The following is a 19,266-nucleotide window of genomic DNA, read 5'->3' on the forward strand; positions in this document are numbered from 1 at the left end:
GGTTTTCATATTGTCATATAAGATCTGTTTAGGGACTCCATTAAAATAGGCAAAAGCATTCATGTGACATTTCATTAACTGTTCTAAATTCATAGTAGTAGTAATCTCCATATACTTCATACGTGAAAAGCCTAATACTATTACAAATACATAAAGTTTCTGTAACTTACCATCAACGAAATGTTCCCCTAATTCACCCCAATCCATTTGAGCTTGTAAACCGGGAGGTGTTTCGTACCTGACACTTCCTTGCTTATTTGGCTTTTGTCGATATACCCTCACAAAATCTCGAAGTATTGTCATTTGGCCTTTGTAACCCATTGCTTGAATTTCCTCTAAGAGAACAACACAATTTGTAGTACCTTCTTTCAACCTGGAAAGTATATAATCCTCGTAGTCTTCTAATTTCCTCTTCTTGTCTACCTTCTTCTGCTTACGAGTCTTGTATTGCGGCAGTTCAGACTGATTAATGTATTTTCTTACAGTCTTTCGGTCAAATCCAGTTTCTTCAGCGATAGCGCTGATTGTCCACCCTTTCTGATAAAGTTCTTTAATCATAAAAAATTCCCCTATCTCTATCATGTCTAATGTCTCTCCACTCCAAGAATTTGTGTATCGAGACCATTATCCGCTAAATTTGGGGAATTTTTAACCGTTTATATTGGGGATTTTATCACCGTTGTTAACAATAACAGCTAATTCATTTTCATCTAATACATTTTTACGTCTTGCCATAGCTAATTCCCCCTAACAGTGAACACGATTTGAATATATTTTGTCGTGAGAAAATTAACTATAACAAACATCAAAAAACGCCTTCCTACTACTTGTAGAAAGACGTTGTAAACGTTGATATTACTTAATTCTTCTGTAATTGACGAAGTGTACAATAGATAGCGGTGGTCAGTCTAGAGATAGCCTTGAAAACCCTTATTTAATAAGGGTTTATAGAGGCTTTGTGTAAAATTTGTGTATTGGGAATTTATGTAAATAGGGCATTGAAAACAATTACAGATGCTTGATACGCTTCACCGCGGTTGTTTAAGAGGCAGCAATAGGCAAGGATAGTCCTCGACTATTTAAATCTTATTCATGTATGTTTAGATTAAAATACTCGTTGTTATTCAATTCTAGCTTATGTAATTTTGTTTCTGTCTTATTTACTATTGAGCTTATATCATCGATATCCTTATCACTGCAATTCAATCCAAAATAAATTGCTGTAGGTTTTACTGGACATTCAATTAACGAACCTATTCCAGATGTTTCTTCAAAATCAAAATCAATAATTCGCCACTCTTTTTCATATTTCCAACTGTCGTGTTTCATCATGACTAAAAAGAATAGCACATATGGATTTGATTTATATTCATTATTTATAATACTCTTCAAAATATTAGTTATATTGTATCTCTTTTCATCATAACCAACAGGATATATCTTTTTTATAAAATCATCTTTTGGTTCAAGCTGTGTAAAATCATATTCAATACATATTCCTCTATGATTATCAGCATAATTACCCCATAGAGGCATATTAAAGTTAGTTTCTGAGAAGCAAGATACTTTAAGGTTCTTTCTAAACATTTCTAAACTTTCGTTTGTAGCTTCAACTAAGTAATCTATTGTCTTTCCTGTTTTTTCATGAATGCCTTCTTTTTCAATAAACTTCCTTAATTCTTTTTCATTATAATATGTTGGCTGACAATCAAAGGGATCATTTAGATAAGGTGCCTTTGTCATCCAAATTTTATTCTCTTTTAGAGCCTTCAATCTATCTTCTCTAATAGAATCACTTATCGGCTGGTATTTATATAAATTTCTTGGAATGTTTTTGTACTTTAATTGATAACTTTCTTCTCTATTTTCAAAAAAAAGTCTCATGTATTCCTTCATCCAAAAATGCATTTTATCACCCTAGCATTTCAAACTATTATAATGTAGTAATTTAATATGATTTTAAGAAATAGCAGATTTAAAGATTTATGATAAAGTTTTTTAGCAGATTTATAGGGTGCGCCCCCATCCATATACCTCATCATATTATACAAATTTATCGCACATGCAATATACTGTTTTAGAACTTAAATCTTTTTTATATTGATAATACATCATCTCTAAAGATGGAAGTTCATATTTCATAAGTTCTTTTTTAGATAATTTTTGTTGAGTTTTATGATAATAACCTTTATAAATTTGTTTCCTAATCCAAATATCTAATGATCTCAACTTTCTAACATCCGTTATTGACAAAAAGTAATTTAACCAGTTTCTCTTTGGTATTTGAAATCCACATATCGGACAATTTTCCGAATCTTCAAAACCAATATTACCCAATATTTTATAACTTATTCTATTAACTAGTATCTTCAATCCCTTTTCAGGCGATTTTTTATATATTATTGTTTGATTAACTATTTCTGAAATCCTTCTCTTAAACTTAATTAAATTATCTTTTTTTACGGTGATAGCTTTAGGAGAAATTTTATATCCTAAGAATTCAAGCTTTTCTTTTTTATCTTCAGACATATCAATCACTTTTGTTTTATTACCAATATCATGAAGAGTAAGTTTTTCATTCTCTAAATACATCTTAATATCAATATAAACTGGCTTAATGTCTTCTTTATTTTGAAACAGCACCACAAAGTCATCTGCATATCTTACATATTTAATTCTATTATTGTATTTTTTGGTAAGTTCGCTAACAATAAAGTTATCAAAGTCAAATAAAAATATGTTAGCAACTAACCCTGATAATACACCGCCTTGCGGAATTCCCTTATCTCTATGTACTCTTAGAGGTTTTCTTGAATAGTAAACATCTACGTTTCCTTTATAGTCACTGTAGGGGGTTCTATCAGCTGAGAAAAACCTTTTTAAATAGGTAATAGTTAGCTGCTCTTCACCAAAGAATTTACTTATCTTACGCAATAATAATTCATGATTTATCTCGTCAAAAAACTTTTTCAGATCTGCATCCAAAACATACTCATATTTCTCCATGCTAACAAACCTATGTATTTTTCTTACCGCCATAGGAGCCGATTTACCTCGTCTATAAGCATAATTTACATTATCATCAAGTTGATTAAACTTATCTTCACAAAAATCTTCAATGGCCATATAAAACAGCTTCTGGAAAATAACGTCTTTAATTGTGGCAATGGATAATATTCTGGTTTTGCCTGCTTCTTTTGCTTCTTTCAATTTTATATATGGCGGTTTTGGAACTTCCAGTTCTCTAAAAGATGAAAAAAAATAATTTTCATTTATGGCCCTTTTACATACATTACTACTTATATCTTTAATATTTTCCTCAAAGGTTCTCCACGCAACACCATCAACACCCATCGGTATAAGAACCTTTTTTCTATATTTATCTGTCTTGTTTAATTTATATCTTTTAAATTGTTTTATAAAATTATCATCACTAAAAATTTCTCGAATTTTTTCATCTAACATAAAAGCCTCTCCCAAAAAAATAAGCACCTCCCTCTATTCATTGGCAGATAGGGATGATGCTTTCATACCATTCCTCTCGATACAACGAGAGTTAGTTTTCAGGCCAACTAATAGTATAGTTGACTATTCAGGAACAATAAGTCAATCATTAAATCAGCTCCTGTGTTTGTATCCAATTTAGTTATAATTATATTATATCCTAATTGGAACAGGGTCCCCATTGGGGTCGGCAACCAATAGGTTACCGAGAATTACTCTATGTAAATTCATTTATATTATAGCATTTCTAGACTTTTTCACCAACGTTTAGATCTCATTTTATGATAAAAACTTGAAATGAAAAAGACTATTAAAATAAAATCCTCAGAAGAGCTCATTACAGAAGTGGAGTAAGAAATCCAACGATACAAACGTAATAAAAACAAGTGAGGTGAGTAAATTGGAGTACAGACCTAAAAATCAGCATAAATATAGCCCACCATATCCATTATGATGAGCCTTTTTGGTACCTAAATATAATATTAATTGTCTTCTATATCCACTTGGATACCCAGCAATTTCTCTGAAGGATCTTCGTCAGTTAAAACAAGAACTGTGTTATCCTCAATTATGTCTTTATATATATCTTCACCTAATATATTATACATTTCAGTGAGTTGGTTCTGATTTACTGTAGCAATATACTGTTTATCCGTATTTGAAAACTTCTCATTAAGAACTTTCGTAAGTTCAGCCTTTTGGCGTTCATCAATTCCATCAAACAATCGGCTATCATGAAAAATAACATTCATATTATGGTTTTGACCTTTGAATAACAGTGTCAAATCATAACAAAATATTTTCACATTATTAATTCCATCCGAATTATCCGACTCAATCTTAGCATCAATATCGTATCTTTGCAGATTGTCACGGTCGTTATTTTCAATGGTCAAACCCGCTACGCTTTTCGGGTAAAACCTTTTAACGAGATTACGAAAATAATTCCGCAGCTCACTAATTTCTGACTGCATTCCCTTTAAATAATCGTCCGTTACCTCAGATTGTTCAATTTGATCTTTTTCAATTTCTCTTAATTTCTCTTTATATTCTGTTTGAAGAACTTGATATTTCTTCAAATTTTCACGTTTGGACTTTAAATTTGAACTTTTTTCACTCAGAGCAACAAAAACATCTAAAGCTTCGTGATCCCCAAGATACTTCATGAGGTTGTCAAATTTAGTTTGCAACTTCTGAGCATCTTCAGACTTTTCATCAATTTCTAATTCAAGTTTGTTTTTCTGCTCCAGCAACCTTCTTTTACGATTGGCAACAAGCTTTTCATAAAACGATTCCAAATCAGATAAGGTTTTGGTTACAGAATCAGTAAAATGTACATTAACTTCTTCATAAATTTTTTGTATGTCATCTAAGTTATCTTTACTTGGCTCTATTTTTAAGCTCTTCTCAATAGAAGCTATATTGTTTTTCAGTAATATTATTTTATTATTTAATTGGAATAATTTCCTTTCGATTTTGTCCGCTTCTAATTGAACATCATAGTAATCATCTGCAACCTTGAAATTTTTCAAACTTTTCGCTAATTTTTCTATTTGTTCATCTAGATCATCGATAGTTAGAGACACATCTTTCTGTCCGGAAAAGAAATCCCTTAATAGATCATCCTTCTTAAAGTTCGTTTCCAAGTTCTTAATTCGATCTTGCTCTTTTTTTAAGTGATTCTTTTTTTGCGCTAAGAATACATCCAAACCTAACAGGAATGCATTGTACAGCATTTTTTGGTATTGATTATGAGTTCTTGAAGCTTCATCAAAACTCACATAACTTTTTTTGTTAGGTCTAATAAAGAAAGGCAGCAATGACCTAAAGGATAAATTGGCAACTTCATCTGGGATTTGAAAACAAAGTTCTTCGAGCTTTGCATTAAATTTGGATAAAGTTAATTCTTCACCATTTAACTTAATTCTATTCGGATTAATCGTTGAACGTGTTGCAGTATAATGAGTTTCTCCTACTGCAAATTCTAAGGAAAATTCCCAACCAGGCAATTTATCACAAAAGGAAGTGTAATTTTTTGTGCTAGACCCCAGACAATAATGAATAATACTAATTAACAAAGATTTCCCAACCCCATTATAGGTCTTCCCAACATCTTTGTTTTTAGCATCCTTCTGTTTAGCTACAATAAAGTTTAAGCCACTTTTATTAAAATTAACTGTTTTAAAAGTAGGTTGATTCGCAGACACTTTTATTAGTTGCACTTTACAACACCTCCACCCCGTTCTTCAATCGCTCCAACGGAATGAAGAAATACAAGAGTGAGTAAGAAATTGTCAAAGTTATGCTTTGCTGTGAAGTGTTTATTAGATAAATCTTTTTGGTACTCATTCCACAATGAATCTATTGTCCTTTTGGAATCAAGTTTCTTAAGGAGATACCCACCGAAACCAAGTAAGGATTCTGAAAAATGGGTATGTTTAGTTGGCATAATCATCTTTCTTCCTCCCTTTTTGGTTCTTCAAAAATATCGCAGGTCTCAAAATATTTCGCCATTATAATAATAACCGTATTCTGGTATGGTTGGGTCTGTTTGGGGCTAAGTTGTTCAACCATCGCCATAAATAATTGATCGCCATTTTTGTTTTTCTTTTCTTGTTCATAAACTTCATTAATTTTATCTCTCAACGCATCTGCAACAAAGCTACTGTTATCCGATAAATATGCTTCCAAATTATGAAGCTGAAATGAAGCTGTATTCAGATACCCTGCCACTGTATCAGACAAATTATTAAATTGTATTTTATCATCCCAATCCGGTAACACCATTTTCCCATTTAAATTAGATTGTATTGGTAGTTCCATTATATGCGCAATAACTTCATTTAATATGGAGTAATCAATATTTTTAATATTACTTGGATCTGGTAGCATTCCTACAACACTAAATATTTGATCCTCTTCCAACTCAAACAAGATGTTTTCAATATCCTTTGCAGTAAGAATTGCTGCATTCTCTAGCCCATGTTCTTCTTTTATTTGTTGAATTTCTTGTTCTGCATCAGCATTTACGCCTTTATATTTATCATTTATAACAAAATAAAAGCTATTCACTGGGGACCACTGATCAATTAATCCGTTGAAATCTGTATGAAGTTTTTTCACGGTGCTCGGGTAAGATTTTTCAATTTCTTCTGGTGCAAAAACCTGATAGTATGTTCCGGTCGTTTTTACATAACCATCATTTTTTCTGTCTCCAATATTCCCCCAAGGTTTAATGGATTGAAAGTCTTTCTCTGCATAATTCATAACAGATGTAAATAAATCCTCAAATGATTGACCATCACATTTGTATATTTTATTTTTAAACATTATTCTTAAAATCGTCTTTTCTTGTGAATTCATGCATAAACTCCCTCATCATTAAACAATTAGCTATTTACTTCATTAACTATTATAATGGTAATTTCTGTTACTCGCCAACGAACTAGCCCCCTCAGTCTGAGGTTATTACACTGTTGCCCAATGACATTTAATGTATAGAACTTTAAATGGACAAGGTAATCGTTAATCTGCAAGCGACCTGTCACCCATAGTCCATACAAAGTATCATGTTTTTATATTGCCTAACCACCATGTGACGATGATGGTTGGCTGTATTGAAGTTCTAGTCGGTTAATATAACAACTAGGACTTCAACGCAGCCAACAATTTCATAAAGATGCTATACCTTCAATAAACTTGTCACTATCTAAATAGTATTCCATCAATGAACCTGTTTCAAGCATTAGAACATATATCTTTCTTTTTAAAATTGTTAAAATTAAAATTTCATTATACCCGCTCCTCATTTCAAAACTAATGATCATTTTTTTCATAAAGCCTTTTTTCTACTTTATGTGCATCACTTCTTATTCTGTAGCTTTTGTTCTTCCTGTGTTAACGTTCTGGTAGGACTTGTTCTGGTAGGACTTGTCCTGTAAAAAGTAGGTTAATGTTGTTTCTTTTCCGGAGAACTCTTCTAGTCGCTTCCATTACTTTTCGATAACGAAGAAATTTGATTGTAATTAATCCCTCCTTTCATTTTTCGCATTAGTATATTGTAGGATTTATTATTAATTTAAGCAGAAGAGACTCTGCACTCTCTCCTTTTTATATAGATGAAAGCCTGCTCTAAACAGATTTATTTGATAACCCTAATGACACCGTTGCAAAAACATTAGCAGAAGATAATTTAGATATTTTAATAGAAGGGTTATGTAACGATAAATCGTAGGATGAAATTGATAAGATTGCAGACCGACGTTATGTTGTGCGGACAGATCCTAATGAGGCAGACACTTCTGATGTAAGTGAATTTATAAAGATGCACAAAAGGAGTAAAGAAAGCGAAGGAACGTAATGGAAAATGAAAGGATAATTGACCTCTTAACCGTTGAGGAAAAAGCAAAGTATTATGAAACTCGTGTAGAATGATAGTGTAATTCAAGGGAGTGATATTAGAATGGTGATTGGAAAATTTGAACGAAAGCGCTACGTGGTAGTCATGAAACTAACTACAAATGTAATTAAAATGCTAAATAAAAAAATTGAATTAGAAAAAATAGCGAAGGAAACCGGTCTCTCACTTAATAAAGTTGAAGAAATCAAAAACGAATATTATGGACTTCCGAGCGATGAAAAATTATACGATAATCTTATTCATCAGAATGTGCTTGATGTTTGGGATAATGACAAGGATGCGATAGATGATTGTGAAAGAGAGATGCGGATTGAAACTATCGAACTAAAGACGCAAAAACAAATAAATGAAGAACGAAAAAGAAAGCGCGAGCAACGCAAAGCACATGTAAAAGCTGAAATTGAGAAGATCCGTAGAGACAAGTGATCCAAAACATAAAAGAGAAGGGTTACTAATCCCCCTTCTCCCATTTTTGTGTCGAACGTCCGCTTCGCCAACCTTACCTAAATAATCTTGCTCGCTCATGCAGCTTTTCCCTGGATACCAATTGTGATGTATGCCTATAAATATTGTATAATTTCCTTAACAGTTTTCACGAATCTCCGCCTGCTCTCCTCTCTTTATATCGTAGAATATAAATCTTTACATAATCTCTTTCCTTGAAAAAAGCATAGTCCTTTCCTATTAGTAAGAGTCGCTAGTTCCTCATTGAAAACGAACGTATCATAAACGAATGTTTTTGAGACAACTTAGTTAAAGTTTATAAACTATTACTTTTCAACAAATAACATGTTCCAAAAGTCATTTCAAAAACATCGTTTCTAAATTTGTCTAAAATATCGTTTTTGATACACTTTAAATGAAATGATTTGGAAAGGAACTGATATATGGTGAAAATTGGATATTGTCGCGTAAGTACATCTGACCAGTCACTAGACTTACAAATTGATGCACTAGAAAATGCGGGATGTGAAAAGATTTATCAAGAGAAAATAAGCGGGATGAAAGACAATAGGCCGCAACTAAATGAACTAGTTGAATATGCGCGTCAGGGAGATATTTTAGTAGTTTATAAATTAGATCGACTGGGGCGTTCCACAAAGAAGATTATTGAGTTTTCCGAGCAATTAGAACGCCTTGGCATAGAGCTGGTTTCAATTCGTGATAATATTAATACTACAACCGCTGTAGGTAAAGCCATGTTCCGAATGTTAGCAGTTCTAGCAGAAATGGAACGGGATTTAATTGTTGAAAGGACAAAAGCTGGATTAGAGAGTGCTAGGGCAAGGGGAAGAAGAGGTGGAAGGCCTAAAACTGATATTAAAAAAGTCGAAAAAGCTATTAAATTATATAATAGTCAACAATACACAGTAAAAGAAATTGAGGAAATGACCGGAGTATCAAAAGCAACATTATATCGATCAATAAAAGAAAAAGGCTAGAAGGTTTCCAATGTATAAAGTAAACTGATTCCTATATAAATAACCACGTTCCTTTTTATACTGTGAAAATTGGAGCGCGTTATTTATAGCTTGATTATATACGTTAATCAATGGATTCAAGAAATTTTTAGGTGCCTAAAAAAAATTTATAAAGGATATAAATAGGCAATGGTCTGTTTGCCATTGCCTATTTGTATCTAGATGAACATCTGTTGTAAAAATCCTTTTTTCTGTTGCTGTAATGCTTCTAGTTTTTCTTTTTCTTTTTCAAGCTTATCATCAACACTAGATAAAAAAGATGCAATTTTTTTTTGCTCTTCAATACCTGGAGCATAAATACTCAAACTTCTTATTAAACCTAACGCGATAAATTTTTGTGTTCCACCAGCTTGTTCTAAATAAAATTGCTTATTAATGTGGTCAGACTTTAAGTAGTAAATAAGATATTTATTTAGTAACTTTTCACTTTCCTTAATTAGAGCTACATTTTTTATAGCAAAATCACTATTATTAACTAATACTGGGTTTCCAATAGTTCCTATCATTCCAAACAAAATATCTCCTTTATCTACATTAGAGCGTTTATTTATTTGTTCGTAATCGAACTGCGATATATAACTAATATCATTCCAATTAATCTTCCCGTTTGACTTTAAATTCTTTGAAGTAATCAAAGGATATCCTACGCTAATATATTTAGGTGAGTCGTGAGTCCCATCTCGTACATCAGAAACATCAGCTAATGTATAGACTTCCCACTCTGGAAACTCCTTACTATCCTCATCCTTAAACCGAACTTCCTGTGAAAAAATCTTCTGCATCATGCCCTTTTTAAACAACTCTAATTGCCCAATTTTCTCTTGTTGCTTTTCGATTTTTTGATCGAGAAGAGAGAAGAAGGAGGCAATTTCTTTCTGTTCTTCTTTTCCTGGGATACTTACCCGTGTTCCTTTCAAGTCTTCGACGTTTATCTTTTTAGGACTTGCTGTTAGTAATGATTTTGAAAGAAACTCTTTTTCATAAATCTTTGTTTGAAAATAGGTGTGTAAATAGGAACCCAAGACAGTTTTTACAGGGCTTATTAAAGCAAGACTAACATATATACTAAATTCTGCTTCCCAATCAATTAGCTTAGATCTACATAGCGTTCCAATACGAGTTAATAATATGTCTCCTTTTTTGGGACGACACCTTCTTATCATTTCGTCATGACTTTCTTTAGAAATAAATTTTGGTTGAGCATTACCTACTACTGTTTCAACACTCCAAAAAGGTACTCCCTCTGAAACATACTGAGGTGTAAAGTGCGTTCCATCATTTACATTACTTACTTCTGACAATCTATAGAATGTCCAACTATCATTAAAATTAGGAAAACGTAGCTTAGGTGAATAAATATCGGTTTTTGTTATCACTTTTTAATCCACCCCCAATTCTAGTAAGTACTTTTCTAATTCACTGTCTATTTCACTAATCTCTTCATCAATCTCCTTCAACCTCGCCTGTACTGCAACCACATCCACAGGTTCTTCTTCCTCAAACGTATCAACATAACGAGGAATGTTCAGGTTATAGTCGTTCTCCTTAATCTCCTTTAATGACGCAGCATACGAGTACTTATCTATCGTCTGACGGTTGATATACGTTTGAACAATCTTCTCTACATCTTCTTCACGTAGTAGGTTTTGGTTCTTTCCTTTCTCAAATTCACTCGAAGCATCAATAAATAACACGTTATCATCAGCTTCACGGCATTTTTTAAACACAAGGATACAAGTTGGAATCGATGTTCCGAAGAAAATATTTGCCGGTAGTCCAATCACCGCATCTAAGTAGTTCTTTTCTTCAATTAAATACTTTCGAATAACACCTTCCGCAGCTCCACGGAAAAGTACACCGTGAGGCAGAACAACCGCCATGGTTCCATTATCATCTAACTGGTGAATCATGTGTTGGATAAACGCATAGTCTGCTTTAGATTTTGGTGCTAACTTTCCATACACACTATAACGCTCGTCGTCTAAGAACTTCGGATCTGCACTCCATTTCGCGCTATATGGTGGATTGGCAACAACAGCCTCAAATCGTAGGTCCTTATGTTCAGGGGTTTCTAGAGTATTATCATTACGAATATCAAATCTCTGATACGATACATCATGAAGCAACATGTTCATTCGAGCCAGATTGTATGTTGTTGATGTTAATTCTTGCCCGTAATATTTACCTACTTCAGCTTCTTTCGCTACTCGTAATAGTAGAGAGCCCGAACCACAGGTAGGGTCATATACATTACGTAATTTCTCTTTTCCTGTTGTCACTATTTTTGCTAGGATTTTAGAAACCTGTTGCGGTGTATAGAACTCACCAGCTTTCTTACCAGCACTTGCGGCAAACTGTGAAATCATGTACTCATAGGCATCACCAAGTATGTCAATGTCAACATCATCATGTAAGAACGGAATGTTATTAATACTAACCATAATTTTTGCAATTAGCTTAGAGCGAGATTTTACGTCACGTCCAAGTCTTGATGATGCTAAATCCATATCATCAAATAAGTGTTGGAAGTCATCTTGGCTATCTGCCCCTAGCGTAGACTCTGTTACTAAGTTGATTGCTCTTTGCAACATTTCAGTATCAAACTTCCCATTGTCACCTTTCTCGATTTCATTAATCATGTTAGAGAATAAATATTCTGGCTCGATTACGTAACCGATTTGTTGAATTAGCTCTTCTGCTAATGCTTCTCTCATTTCTTCATCTATCCATGCTTCTTCATACGAAATCTTGTCTTCCTCTAATAGTTTTGCTACTCGTGTTTCTGTTTTCTCAGATAGGTAGCGATAGAAAATTAAGCTTAGAATATAGTTTTTAAACTCATATGCTTCCATTTGACCACGTAAGTCATTTGCCATATTCCAAAGCTTCTTATGTAACTCCGCTTGTTGCTGGCGTTGCTTTTCGGATGATGTCATTTTATTTCCTCCTTAAGGGATTGTAATAGTAAATGCTTTGCTAACTTTTCTTCTAATTCAACTCGTTCATTTAGTAACTTCTTCTTTTTTTGAACACTCATATAGACATTACGCATCGTATATTGCTGTTGCAGTGATGGTGATTCAATTGATAGACCCCTCAGCATTTGAATCGATAATGAACCAATAACTGCGCCTTGTGTAGCTAGTCGTAACTGTTTACGACATGAAGGATGCTCATTGATGTACCATTCTAAGTACAACGCATCAAGTCGCTCATCTGGCACAATGACAGCAAAGTTAGAAGGAACTAGCAACCCTTCATGTTCCAGACGAACAGAAACAGCTCTGTGTGATGTTAAATTAATTAAAACCATACCCTTTTTAGTTATCGGCAGCTCATTCGCTTTTTCTTTTGATATGTGCGTTTCTTTAAGTTTTTCAGTGCTTCCGTGATACTCAAAACCGAGACTATCACTCATTTCTTTCATCGTATATAACGAAAAAGCGACTGCATCCGTCCCTGGCATCGTTTGAAAGCGAGATAATACTAGTCCTTGGTACACCTTGGCATATTGTTCTAGCTTCAACTCTCCCCTCTCCCTCTTTTGTTATTTTTATAAATAACATCATTTATTTTTGAACTGAATTCAGCATACAAAAAAATAACAGCAAAAGCAAGAACTTTTACTGTTATTTTTAGAAATAACTAAACATCATGAGAATCGTTTCGTGTGTTCATCGATAAAATGAACGATCTCTTTAATCATTTTTTTCTTTTTTAACAAAGGTAGCTTTATTGTATCACTAATCTCCTCTTGCTTAATAACACCGCTGTATTCGTACTCTTCGATAAATTCTTGTACTGTTTCTTTTGGTACGTTCACTTCGTAAGCAAATTGCTCAATTTCTTTGTTTCTTTGTTGTCTCTCATATTCATTGAACGTATCATCCACAGAATCTTCATTCGTTAGAGTAGGTACAACATTTTGTAAAAATGACTTTATCAAATCTACTTTTAAACGGAGCTCTTCATTATCTGCTCTGTTCAGTTCTTCCTCAATTAATTTAACTGTCTTTTCTCGTTCTTCTGCATCATCAAAGTTAATGTTTCGGATTAAGTTCATGATGTAACTAACATTGATCCTGTCAGTGTGCATTAGTTCAATTGAGAAATCAACGTTGTTTAAGATTGAGACCTTACCTGGATCCGTTTTCTTTGTTTCATCATAAATACGAAGATACTTACTCTTATAATCTTGATAAGTTTGTTCACCAATCCCTAATATATCAGCATCAAACTCAAACTCATTAAATGTTTGGATCCGAACAAGATTTTTCGTTAAATCACGGAAGGCAACTATATACTCATGCTTGTCCTCTTCACGCTGTAGTCCATCAACATCGCTCGGTTCAGCAGCAACTTTTTTAAGCTTACCAAGGGCATTATGAAACTCTTCTAAGTACTCCTCATAGCTTCTCATCAATACAGTATCAACCGTATCAGTCTTAGAAAATAAGCGAATCGCCTCATCCGTATTCTCTTTTAAATTCCGGTAGCAAACAATGTTTCCATAAGGTTTAGTTGCTTTCTCCACACGGTTTGTACGCGAATATGCTTGGACCAATTCGTGATACTTTAAATTCCGATCTACATATAGAGTGTTAAGCGTCTTACTATCAAAGCCTGTTAAGAAGATTTTGACGACAATAAGTATATCAATTTGTGCGCTCTTCACCTTTTTTGACACGTCTTTGAAATATGCTTGGTACTTATCGGTTGAAAAGTTAGTACCATACATAGCGTTGTAATCTTTCATAATGCGCTCTAAACTATCACGAGAATGCTCTTCATCTTGTCCTTCACTCTCTTCATTTGCTCCAAATGTGTAGATCGCTCCAATTTTTAAATTATGGTCTAATTTCTTAAATATATCGTAGTATTTTACGAGCATCGGTATGCTATCTACTGTAAATAGACCTGTATATCCTTTACTCTTTGATTTACGATCATGGTGCTCAAGAGTGTCTTTTGCGACCAACTCTAATCGCTCTTCTGCCATCCATACTTCTTCTGTATCAATACCCTTCACCTTTGTTTGGTCACCCTCATCAAAATCACCATCAAAGGTTTTAATGTATTCCACAGAAAAGCCTAACACATTGCCATCATGAATCGCATCTTTAATTAGATATGTATGTAAACACTTTTCAAATAAATCAGCCGTCACACGCCCGTCCTGACTCTTGTTTTCCTCAAAACGAGGTGTTCCAGTAAAACCAAAATACTGAGCATTATGAAAATGCTTAGATATTGCTGTATGCATCTTACCAAATTGACTACGATGGCACTCATCGATAATAAAAATGACACGTTCATCACGGTAGTTCTTCATAATGTTTTCGTATCTCTTATTCTTTACTGCATTCGCCATCTTCTGAATCGTCGTCAAAATAAGCGGCTTAGTCATATCTTTAATTTGTTCTACTAGCTTATCAGTTTTATCCGTCGTATCTACAGAATCAGGTTCAAACTTGTTAAATTCCTCTATCGTTTGACTATCCAAATCTTGACGGTCAACAAGGAAGAACACTTTTTTGATACTTGGTTCATTGGCTAATATCTGACTAGATTTGAAAGAAGTCAATGTCTTACCGCTACCTGTCGTATGCCATATATAGCCGTTGTTCTTTGTTTCAGTTGCCCTCTTTACCAATGCCTCAACTGCATAGACCTGATAGGGACGCATCACCATCAGGTTTTTATCTGTTTCATTAATAATCATATATCGAGCAATCATCTTCGCTAAATGACATTTTTCTAAAAAGCTCTCTGTAAAACCACATAGTCTAGTAATACGCTTATTCTCTTCATCCGACCAGTAAAACGTATAACCAAAAAGAATATCACTATCAGAATTCGCAAAGTACTTCGTATCAACACCATTGCTGATAACAAACAATTGAAGATATCGATACAATCCTCTAAATGAATGTTTACGGTACCGTTGAATTTGATTAAAAGCTTCTTTAAAATCGAGTCCTCGGCGCTTTAATTCAATTTGCACCATAGGTAAACCGTTAATAAGAATCGTTACATCATAGCGGTTTTTATATTTACCTTCTACCGTCGTTTGGTTCGTAACCTGGAAGATATTCTTGCACCATTCACGAGTATTAAACAACTCAAGATAAACTTCTGTTCCATCATCACGCTGTAAAATTTGCTTATTACGTAATATCTTTGCACTTTCAAAAATACTTTTGCCGTCGACCATCGTAAGAAGACGGCTAAACTCTGTATCTGATAGAGGATTACCCTCTAACTTTTTCTTATTAAACTCATTAAGCTGTTTACGAAAATTGGCTACCAATGAATCATAGTCTTTAATCGTTACTTGCTCATAACGCTCTTTTATAAGGTTTTCTAACATTTTTTTCTCTAGTTGAGCTTCTGATTGATATGACAATCGTTTCACCTCCGAATAAAAATATATGTATTATCATTATTATCAATTTTATTTCCAGTAATTTCAACATATAAATGTATAATTCCTGATACATAACCTATAATCAACTTTATCCTTCTCAATAAAACACCCGCTCCTCTTCTGACTCTAAATGGAGCGGGTGAGCTTGAGGAGCCTAGAGTTAAATCCCATAAGATTTGTGACATGTAGACATTGAGTTTAAATAGTCTATTTTAGACCATTTAGATTAAAAACAATACCCGCTCCCTCTTAAACGATATCAAAAGCGAGTTTACTTAATAAATACTTCATACAATTTTATTTTAGTTGTTTACAAAGCCAATTTGTCCTTTTCAAAATTTTTCTTCCATTCTATTTCTTTTTAAACTAAAGGTATCTTCAATAAGTAGAATTCCAAAAGTAGAATGCCAAATAAATTAAACTGAAAGAGGTTGATAAAATTGAAAAAAACAAAATGTGCATGGTGTAGTAAGGAAATTTTAACTTACCGTCTAAAAGAAAAAAATTATTGCAAAGAGCACTACGGATTTGCAAATACAGTAAGAAATGGAACTTACATAAAACAAGTCAAAGCAGAGTTAGATGAAATTACATGGAACAAAAATATTGCATATCTAATAGGCATTGTAGCTACTGATGGTACCTTGAGAAAGGACCGCAATCAAATTAAAATTACTAGCAAAAGCAAACGATACTTAACCGATTTACTATATAAGATCATCATAGAGTTTACCGGCAGGGATCAAGATGTAAATGAAGTAACAGCAAAGTTTCAAGGAAAGGAGTACACTCATTATCAACTTCAATTTACCTCTACTCCTTTATATCAGTTTTGCTTAGAAATTGGATTAGAACCAAATAAGACCTACAATTTAAATAAGCTTGCAATTCCTGATGAGTATTTTGGTGATTTTTTACGAGGCGTTATAGATGGGGATGGTAACTACAATTTGGATAAACGAAGATAAACTACTTCTATCCGTAGCTAAATTTCATAAATCCAGTAATGAGTTAGGTGAAAAGTACATACTTGTTTATCATTCTTTCCATGATGTTGTAAATATTTTAGCTAGAATGTATTCTGATTGTCGTATTTGCTATGAGGAAAAGAAAGAAGGAATTATTGATATACTTAGTGATTTAGAGAATTTAAAACCAAAATATGCAGCCCCGTCTAGAATCGGACAGTCGGTAACATGTGCATATAACTTTTGTGACAACAAGTTTGTAGCAAAAGCAAACGATCATCTTTATTGTTCTATTAATTGTGGAGATAAACAGCGTAAATACCCCAGCAATTATTCCTCGTAATTTCACTCTATAAACTAATATATATTACACAGTACTTGCTAAGGATGAAAGTGAAAAACACTTAAACTATAACGATAGCAAATTGGTGTATAAAGAATTACTAAAGAGGCTTCATGAAGATATAGTGTATTATTTATTGTTATTAGGTTTAGAAACAGGTTTACGTTTTGCAGAACTTGTTGGTCTCACTTTTGAAGACTTTGACTTTGAGAACAACAAAATCAATGTTGATAAAACTTGGGGGTATAGTAATAAAAAAGAATTAGGATTTGGCCGTACCAAGAAGACGTCCAATGGAACATACTGTGACAGAATAATTAGCGTCAACATAAAAACAATGAGTGCGTTTAAAGATTTATTTGAAACACTACAGGACAATAAAAATCGTTTGGTCTTCTATAATCAAAAATCTAAGTACTAAGTGATCACAAATGAGCGTCCGAATAAATTATTAAAAGAAGTTTTACTTTATTTAAACATCCTTCCGCTTATTGGTGTGCATGGACTAAGACATACTCTCGGTAGTGTACTGATAACATAAAGGTACAAGATTACATTATGTAAGTAAGCGTCTAGGTCATAGTGATATTGAGACAACTTATAAAAAATATATACATCTTTTAGACGAATCAGAAGAGGAGGACGAGAAAATCACAAATGAAACGTATATACGATGAAAGTGAATGAAGAAAACTAGAAGTGGTCAAAGCTTATCAAGTCATAGAAACTTGATAAGCTTTTTTGTATTGCCATTGCTAATACTTAAATAAGCTTAAGGACCTTAAGCTAAATACTTATTACTTTTACTTTTTAATCCTATTAAAAGGTACACATTTGTTTGTGTAAAAAAAATCAGCCATGTGTAAAATCTCGTGTAAAAAAAAATCGTATTCTATCTGTTTCTAACTTATTCTCCAAAAAACAAAAAACTCAGAAGTGTTGATAAATCAACACTTCTGAGTTTTTAATCTTATCTAAAATTAACCTTATTTTTATGTATGATACCGGTGGTCGGGGTCGAACCGACACTCCAGAAGGAACACGATTTTGAGTCGTGCGCGTCTGCCAATTCCGCCACACCGGCTAGATGGCGCGCCCGAGAGGAGTCGAACCCCTAACCTTTTGATCCGTAGTCAAACGCTCTATCCAATTGAGCTACGGGCGCTAAAACTTGTCCTGAAATAGAAAAAAGTGCCGAGGGCCGGACTTGAACCGGCACGGTAGTCACCTACCGCAGGATTTTAAGTCCTGTGTGTCTGCCAATTCCACCACCCCGGCACGGCAGAAAATCTATGGAGGCGGCACCCGGATTCGAACCGGGGGATAAGGGTTTTGCAGACCCGTGCCTTACCACTTGGCTATGCCGCCAATTTTTAGACATGTAAATGGAGCGGAAGACGGGATTCGAACCCGCGACCCCCACCTTGGCAAGGTGGTGTTCTACCACTGAACTACTTCCGCATTGGCTGGGCTAGCTGGATTCGAACCAACGCATGACGGAGTCAAAGTCCGTTGCCTTACCGCTTGGCTATAGCCCAATAAATAAATGGGGCGACTGATGGGAATCGAACCCACGAATGCCGGAACCACAATCCGGTGCGTTAACCACTTCGCCACAATCGCCATATTAAAATAAAATTAGTTGGCAGGGGCAGTAGGAATCGAACCCACACCGGAGGTTTTGGAGACCTCTGTTCTACCGTTAAACTATGCCCCTATGTAAATGGTGGAGGGGGACGGATTCGAACCGCCGAACCCTTAGGGAGCGGATTTACAGTCCGCCGCGTTTAGCCACTTCGCTACCCCTCCAAAGGAACAATACCTATGATACACAATATGAATCTCTTAGTCAATAGGTGTAAGGTATATTAGTAAAATTAAAACAGTGCCGGCCAGAGGACTTGAACCCCCAACCTACTGATTACAAGTCAGTTGCTCTACCAATTGAGCTAGACCGGCATAAATGGTGGCTTGGGACGGAATCGAACCGCCGACACATGGATTTTCAGTCCATTGCTCTACCGACTGAGCTACCAAGCCAAATATAAAGAAAACAACTTTTTAAAAATGGCGGTCCGGACGGGACTCGAACCCGCGACCTCCTGCGTGACAGGCAGGCATTC

Annotated in this window: 15 protein-coding genes and 12 tRNA genes (1 of these 27 running past the window's edge); 5 read left to right on the forward strand and 22 right to left on the reverse strand. The window is 34.2% G+C overall.

Annotated features, from left to right (window positions below):
* The 6 genes from istA to B1R93_RS06540 form a co-directional block, all read right to left on the reverse strand.
* Positions 1 to 582 (reverse strand): IS21 family transposase (gene istA / locus B1R93_RS06515; protein WP_133058626.1); only part of this gene is annotated, 582 nt, incomplete at its 3' end.
* A 504-nt stretch (positions 583 to 1,086) separates the two neighbouring features.
* Positions 1,087 to 1,884, reverse strand: a complete 798-nt coding sequence (locus B1R93_RS06520; RefSeq protein ID WP_165763746.1) for a DUF2971 domain-containing protein — start codon at positions 1,882 to 1,884, stop codon at positions 1,087 to 1,089.
* Between the two features lie 159 nt (positions 1,885 to 2,043).
* Complete coding sequence (locus B1R93_RS06525) at positions 2,044 to 3,465, reverse strand: reverse transcriptase domain-containing protein (RefSeq protein ID WP_133058611.1); 1,422 nt, start codon at positions 3,463 to 3,465, stop codon at positions 2,044 to 2,046.
* Positions 3,466 to 3,986: 521 nt separating this feature from the next.
* Complete coding sequence (locus tag B1R93_RS06530) at positions 3,987 to 5,726, reverse strand: DUF2326 domain-containing protein (RefSeq protein ID WP_088103117.1); 1,740 nt, start codon at positions 5,724 to 5,726, stop codon at positions 3,987 to 3,989.
* Positions 5,717 to 5,959: an ABC-three component system middle component 6 gene (locus B1R93_RS06535; protein ID WP_088103118.1), complete on the reverse strand. Its 243-nt coding sequence runs from the start codon at positions 5,957 to 5,959 to the stop codon at positions 5,717 to 5,719. The genes B1R93_RS06530 and B1R93_RS06535 overlap by 10 nt, the downstream gene beginning before the upstream one ends.
* Positions 5,956 to 6,867, reverse strand: coding sequence for an ABC-three component system protein (locus B1R93_RS06540; RefSeq protein ID WP_088103119.1), 912 nt, complete (start codon positions 6,865 to 6,867; stop codon positions 5,956 to 5,958). The genes B1R93_RS06535 and B1R93_RS06540 overlap by 4 nt, the downstream gene beginning before the upstream one ends.
* Positions 6,868 to 7,966: 1,099 nt before the next feature.
* Between B1R93_RS06540 and B1R93_RS06545 the strand changes: the two genes are divergently transcribed.
* Both B1R93_RS06545 and B1R93_RS06550 read left to right on the forward strand, forming a co-directional pair.
* Positions 7,967 to 8,350 carry a hypothetical protein gene (locus B1R93_RS06545; protein WP_088103120.1) on the forward strand — a complete coding sequence of 128 codons (384 nt, stop codon included), beginning with the start codon at positions 7,967 to 7,969 and terminating at the stop codon, positions 8,348 to 8,350.
* A gap of 464 nt (positions 8,351 to 8,814) precedes the next feature.
* On the forward strand, positions 8,815 to 9,366 hold the full coding sequence (locus B1R93_RS06550) for a recombinase family protein (protein WP_088103428.1): 552 nt from the start codon (positions 8,815 to 8,817) through the stop codon (positions 9,364 to 9,366).
* Positions 9,367 to 9,563: 197 nt separating this feature from the next.
* On the opposite strand, the gene B1R93_RS22685 is transcribed toward B1R93_RS06550, so the two are convergent.
* From B1R93_RS22685 to B1R93_RS06570, 4 genes are all read right to left on the reverse strand, one after another.
* Entirely contained in the window at positions 9,564 to 10,781 is a 1,218-nt protein-coding gene (locus tag B1R93_RS22685) for a restriction endonuclease subunit S (protein ID WP_133058612.1), read from the reverse strand.
* Between the two features lie 3 nt (positions 10,782 to 10,784).
* Positions 10,785 to 12,341, reverse strand: coding sequence for a type I restriction-modification system subunit M (locus B1R93_RS06560; protein WP_088103121.1), 1,557 nt, complete (start codon positions 12,339 to 12,341; stop codon positions 10,785 to 10,787).
* Positions 12,338 to 12,931, reverse strand: a complete 594-nt coding sequence (locus tag B1R93_RS06565) for a restriction endonuclease subunit S domain-containing protein (protein ID WP_088103122.1) — start codon at positions 12,929 to 12,931, stop codon at positions 12,338 to 12,340. The genes B1R93_RS06560 and B1R93_RS06565 overlap by 4 nt, the downstream gene beginning before the upstream one ends.
* A gap of 126 nt (positions 12,932 to 13,057) precedes the next feature.
* Positions 13,058 to 15,811 carry a type I restriction endonuclease subunit R gene (locus B1R93_RS06570; RefSeq protein WP_088103123.1) on the reverse strand — a complete coding sequence of 918 codons (2,754 nt, stop codon included), beginning with the start codon at positions 15,809 to 15,811 and terminating at the stop codon, positions 13,058 to 13,060.
* Between the two features lie 461 nt (positions 15,812 to 16,272).
* Here B1R93_RS06570 and B1R93_RS06575 point away from each other — a divergent pair, with 461 nt between their 5' ends.
* The 3 genes from B1R93_RS06575 to B1R93_RS22690 all read left to right on the forward strand — a co-directional run bounded on the left by B1R93_RS06575 (position 16,273) and on the right by B1R93_RS22690 (position 17,564).
* Positions 16,273 to 16,800 (forward strand): LAGLIDADG family homing endonuclease, encoded by a 528-nt coding sequence (locus B1R93_RS06575; RefSeq protein ID WP_088103124.1) that lies wholly within the window; start codon positions 16,273 to 16,275, stop codon positions 16,798 to 16,800.
* Complete coding sequence (locus B1R93_RS06580; protein ID WP_088103125.1) at positions 16,763 to 17,143, forward strand: hypothetical protein; 381 nt, start codon at positions 16,763 to 16,765, stop codon at positions 17,141 to 17,143. The genes B1R93_RS06575 and B1R93_RS06580 overlap by 38 nt, the downstream gene beginning before the upstream one ends.
* Before the next feature lie 85 nt (positions 17,144 to 17,228).
* Positions 17,229 to 17,564 carry a tyrosine-type recombinase/integrase gene (locus B1R93_RS22690; protein WP_165763747.1) on the forward strand — a complete coding sequence of 112 codons (336 nt, stop codon included), beginning with the start codon at positions 17,229 to 17,231 and terminating at the stop codon, positions 17,562 to 17,564.
* A gap of 581 nt (positions 17,565 to 18,145) precedes the next feature.
* On the opposite strand, the gene B1R93_RS06590 is transcribed toward B1R93_RS22690, so the two are convergent.
* The 12 genes from B1R93_RS06590 to B1R93_RS06645 all read right to left on the reverse strand — a co-directional run.
* A tRNA-Leu gene (locus tag B1R93_RS06590) sits at positions 18,146 to 18,227 on the reverse strand.
* Between the two features lie 4 nt (positions 18,228 to 18,231).
* A tRNA-Arg gene (locus B1R93_RS06595) sits at positions 18,232 to 18,308 on the reverse strand.
* 27 nt (positions 18,309 to 18,335) lie between these two features.
* A tRNA-Leu gene (locus tag B1R93_RS06600) sits at positions 18,336 to 18,421 on the reverse strand.
* A 15-nt stretch (positions 18,422 to 18,436) separates the two neighbouring features.
* Positions 18,437 to 18,511 (reverse strand) — tRNA-Cys (locus B1R93_RS06605).
* Between the two features lie 18 nt (positions 18,512 to 18,529).
* Positions 18,530 to 18,604 (reverse strand) — tRNA-Gly (locus B1R93_RS06610).
* A 2-nt stretch (positions 18,605 to 18,606) separates the two neighbouring features.
* A tRNA-Gln gene (locus tag B1R93_RS06615) sits at positions 18,607 to 18,681 on the reverse strand.
* 9 nt (positions 18,682 to 18,690) lie between these two features.
* A tRNA-His gene (locus B1R93_RS06620) sits at positions 18,691 to 18,766 on the reverse strand.
* A gap of 20 nt (positions 18,767 to 18,786) precedes the next feature.
* Positions 18,787 to 18,860: transfer RNA gene (locus B1R93_RS06625), tRNA-Trp, on the reverse strand.
* A 7-nt stretch (positions 18,861 to 18,867) separates the two neighbouring features.
* Positions 18,868 to 18,952: transfer RNA gene (locus B1R93_RS06630), tRNA-Tyr, on the reverse strand.
* 77 nt (positions 18,953 to 19,029) lie between these two features.
* Positions 19,030 to 19,102 (reverse strand) — tRNA-Thr (locus B1R93_RS06635).
* A 5-nt stretch (positions 19,103 to 19,107) separates the two neighbouring features.
* A tRNA-Phe gene (locus tag B1R93_RS06640) sits at positions 19,108 to 19,183 on the reverse strand.
* Between the two features lie 28 nt (positions 19,184 to 19,211).
* A tRNA-Gln gene (locus B1R93_RS06645) sits at positions 19,212 to 19,266 on the reverse strand; it runs 47 nt beyond the window's last position.

Origin of the sequence: Halalkalibacter urbisdiaboli (assembly GCF_002156385.1) — a bacterium.
Taxonomy (GTDB): domain Bacteria; phylum Bacillota; class Bacilli; order Bacillales; family Bacillaceae_D; genus Halalkalibacter_A; species Halalkalibacter_A urbisdiaboli.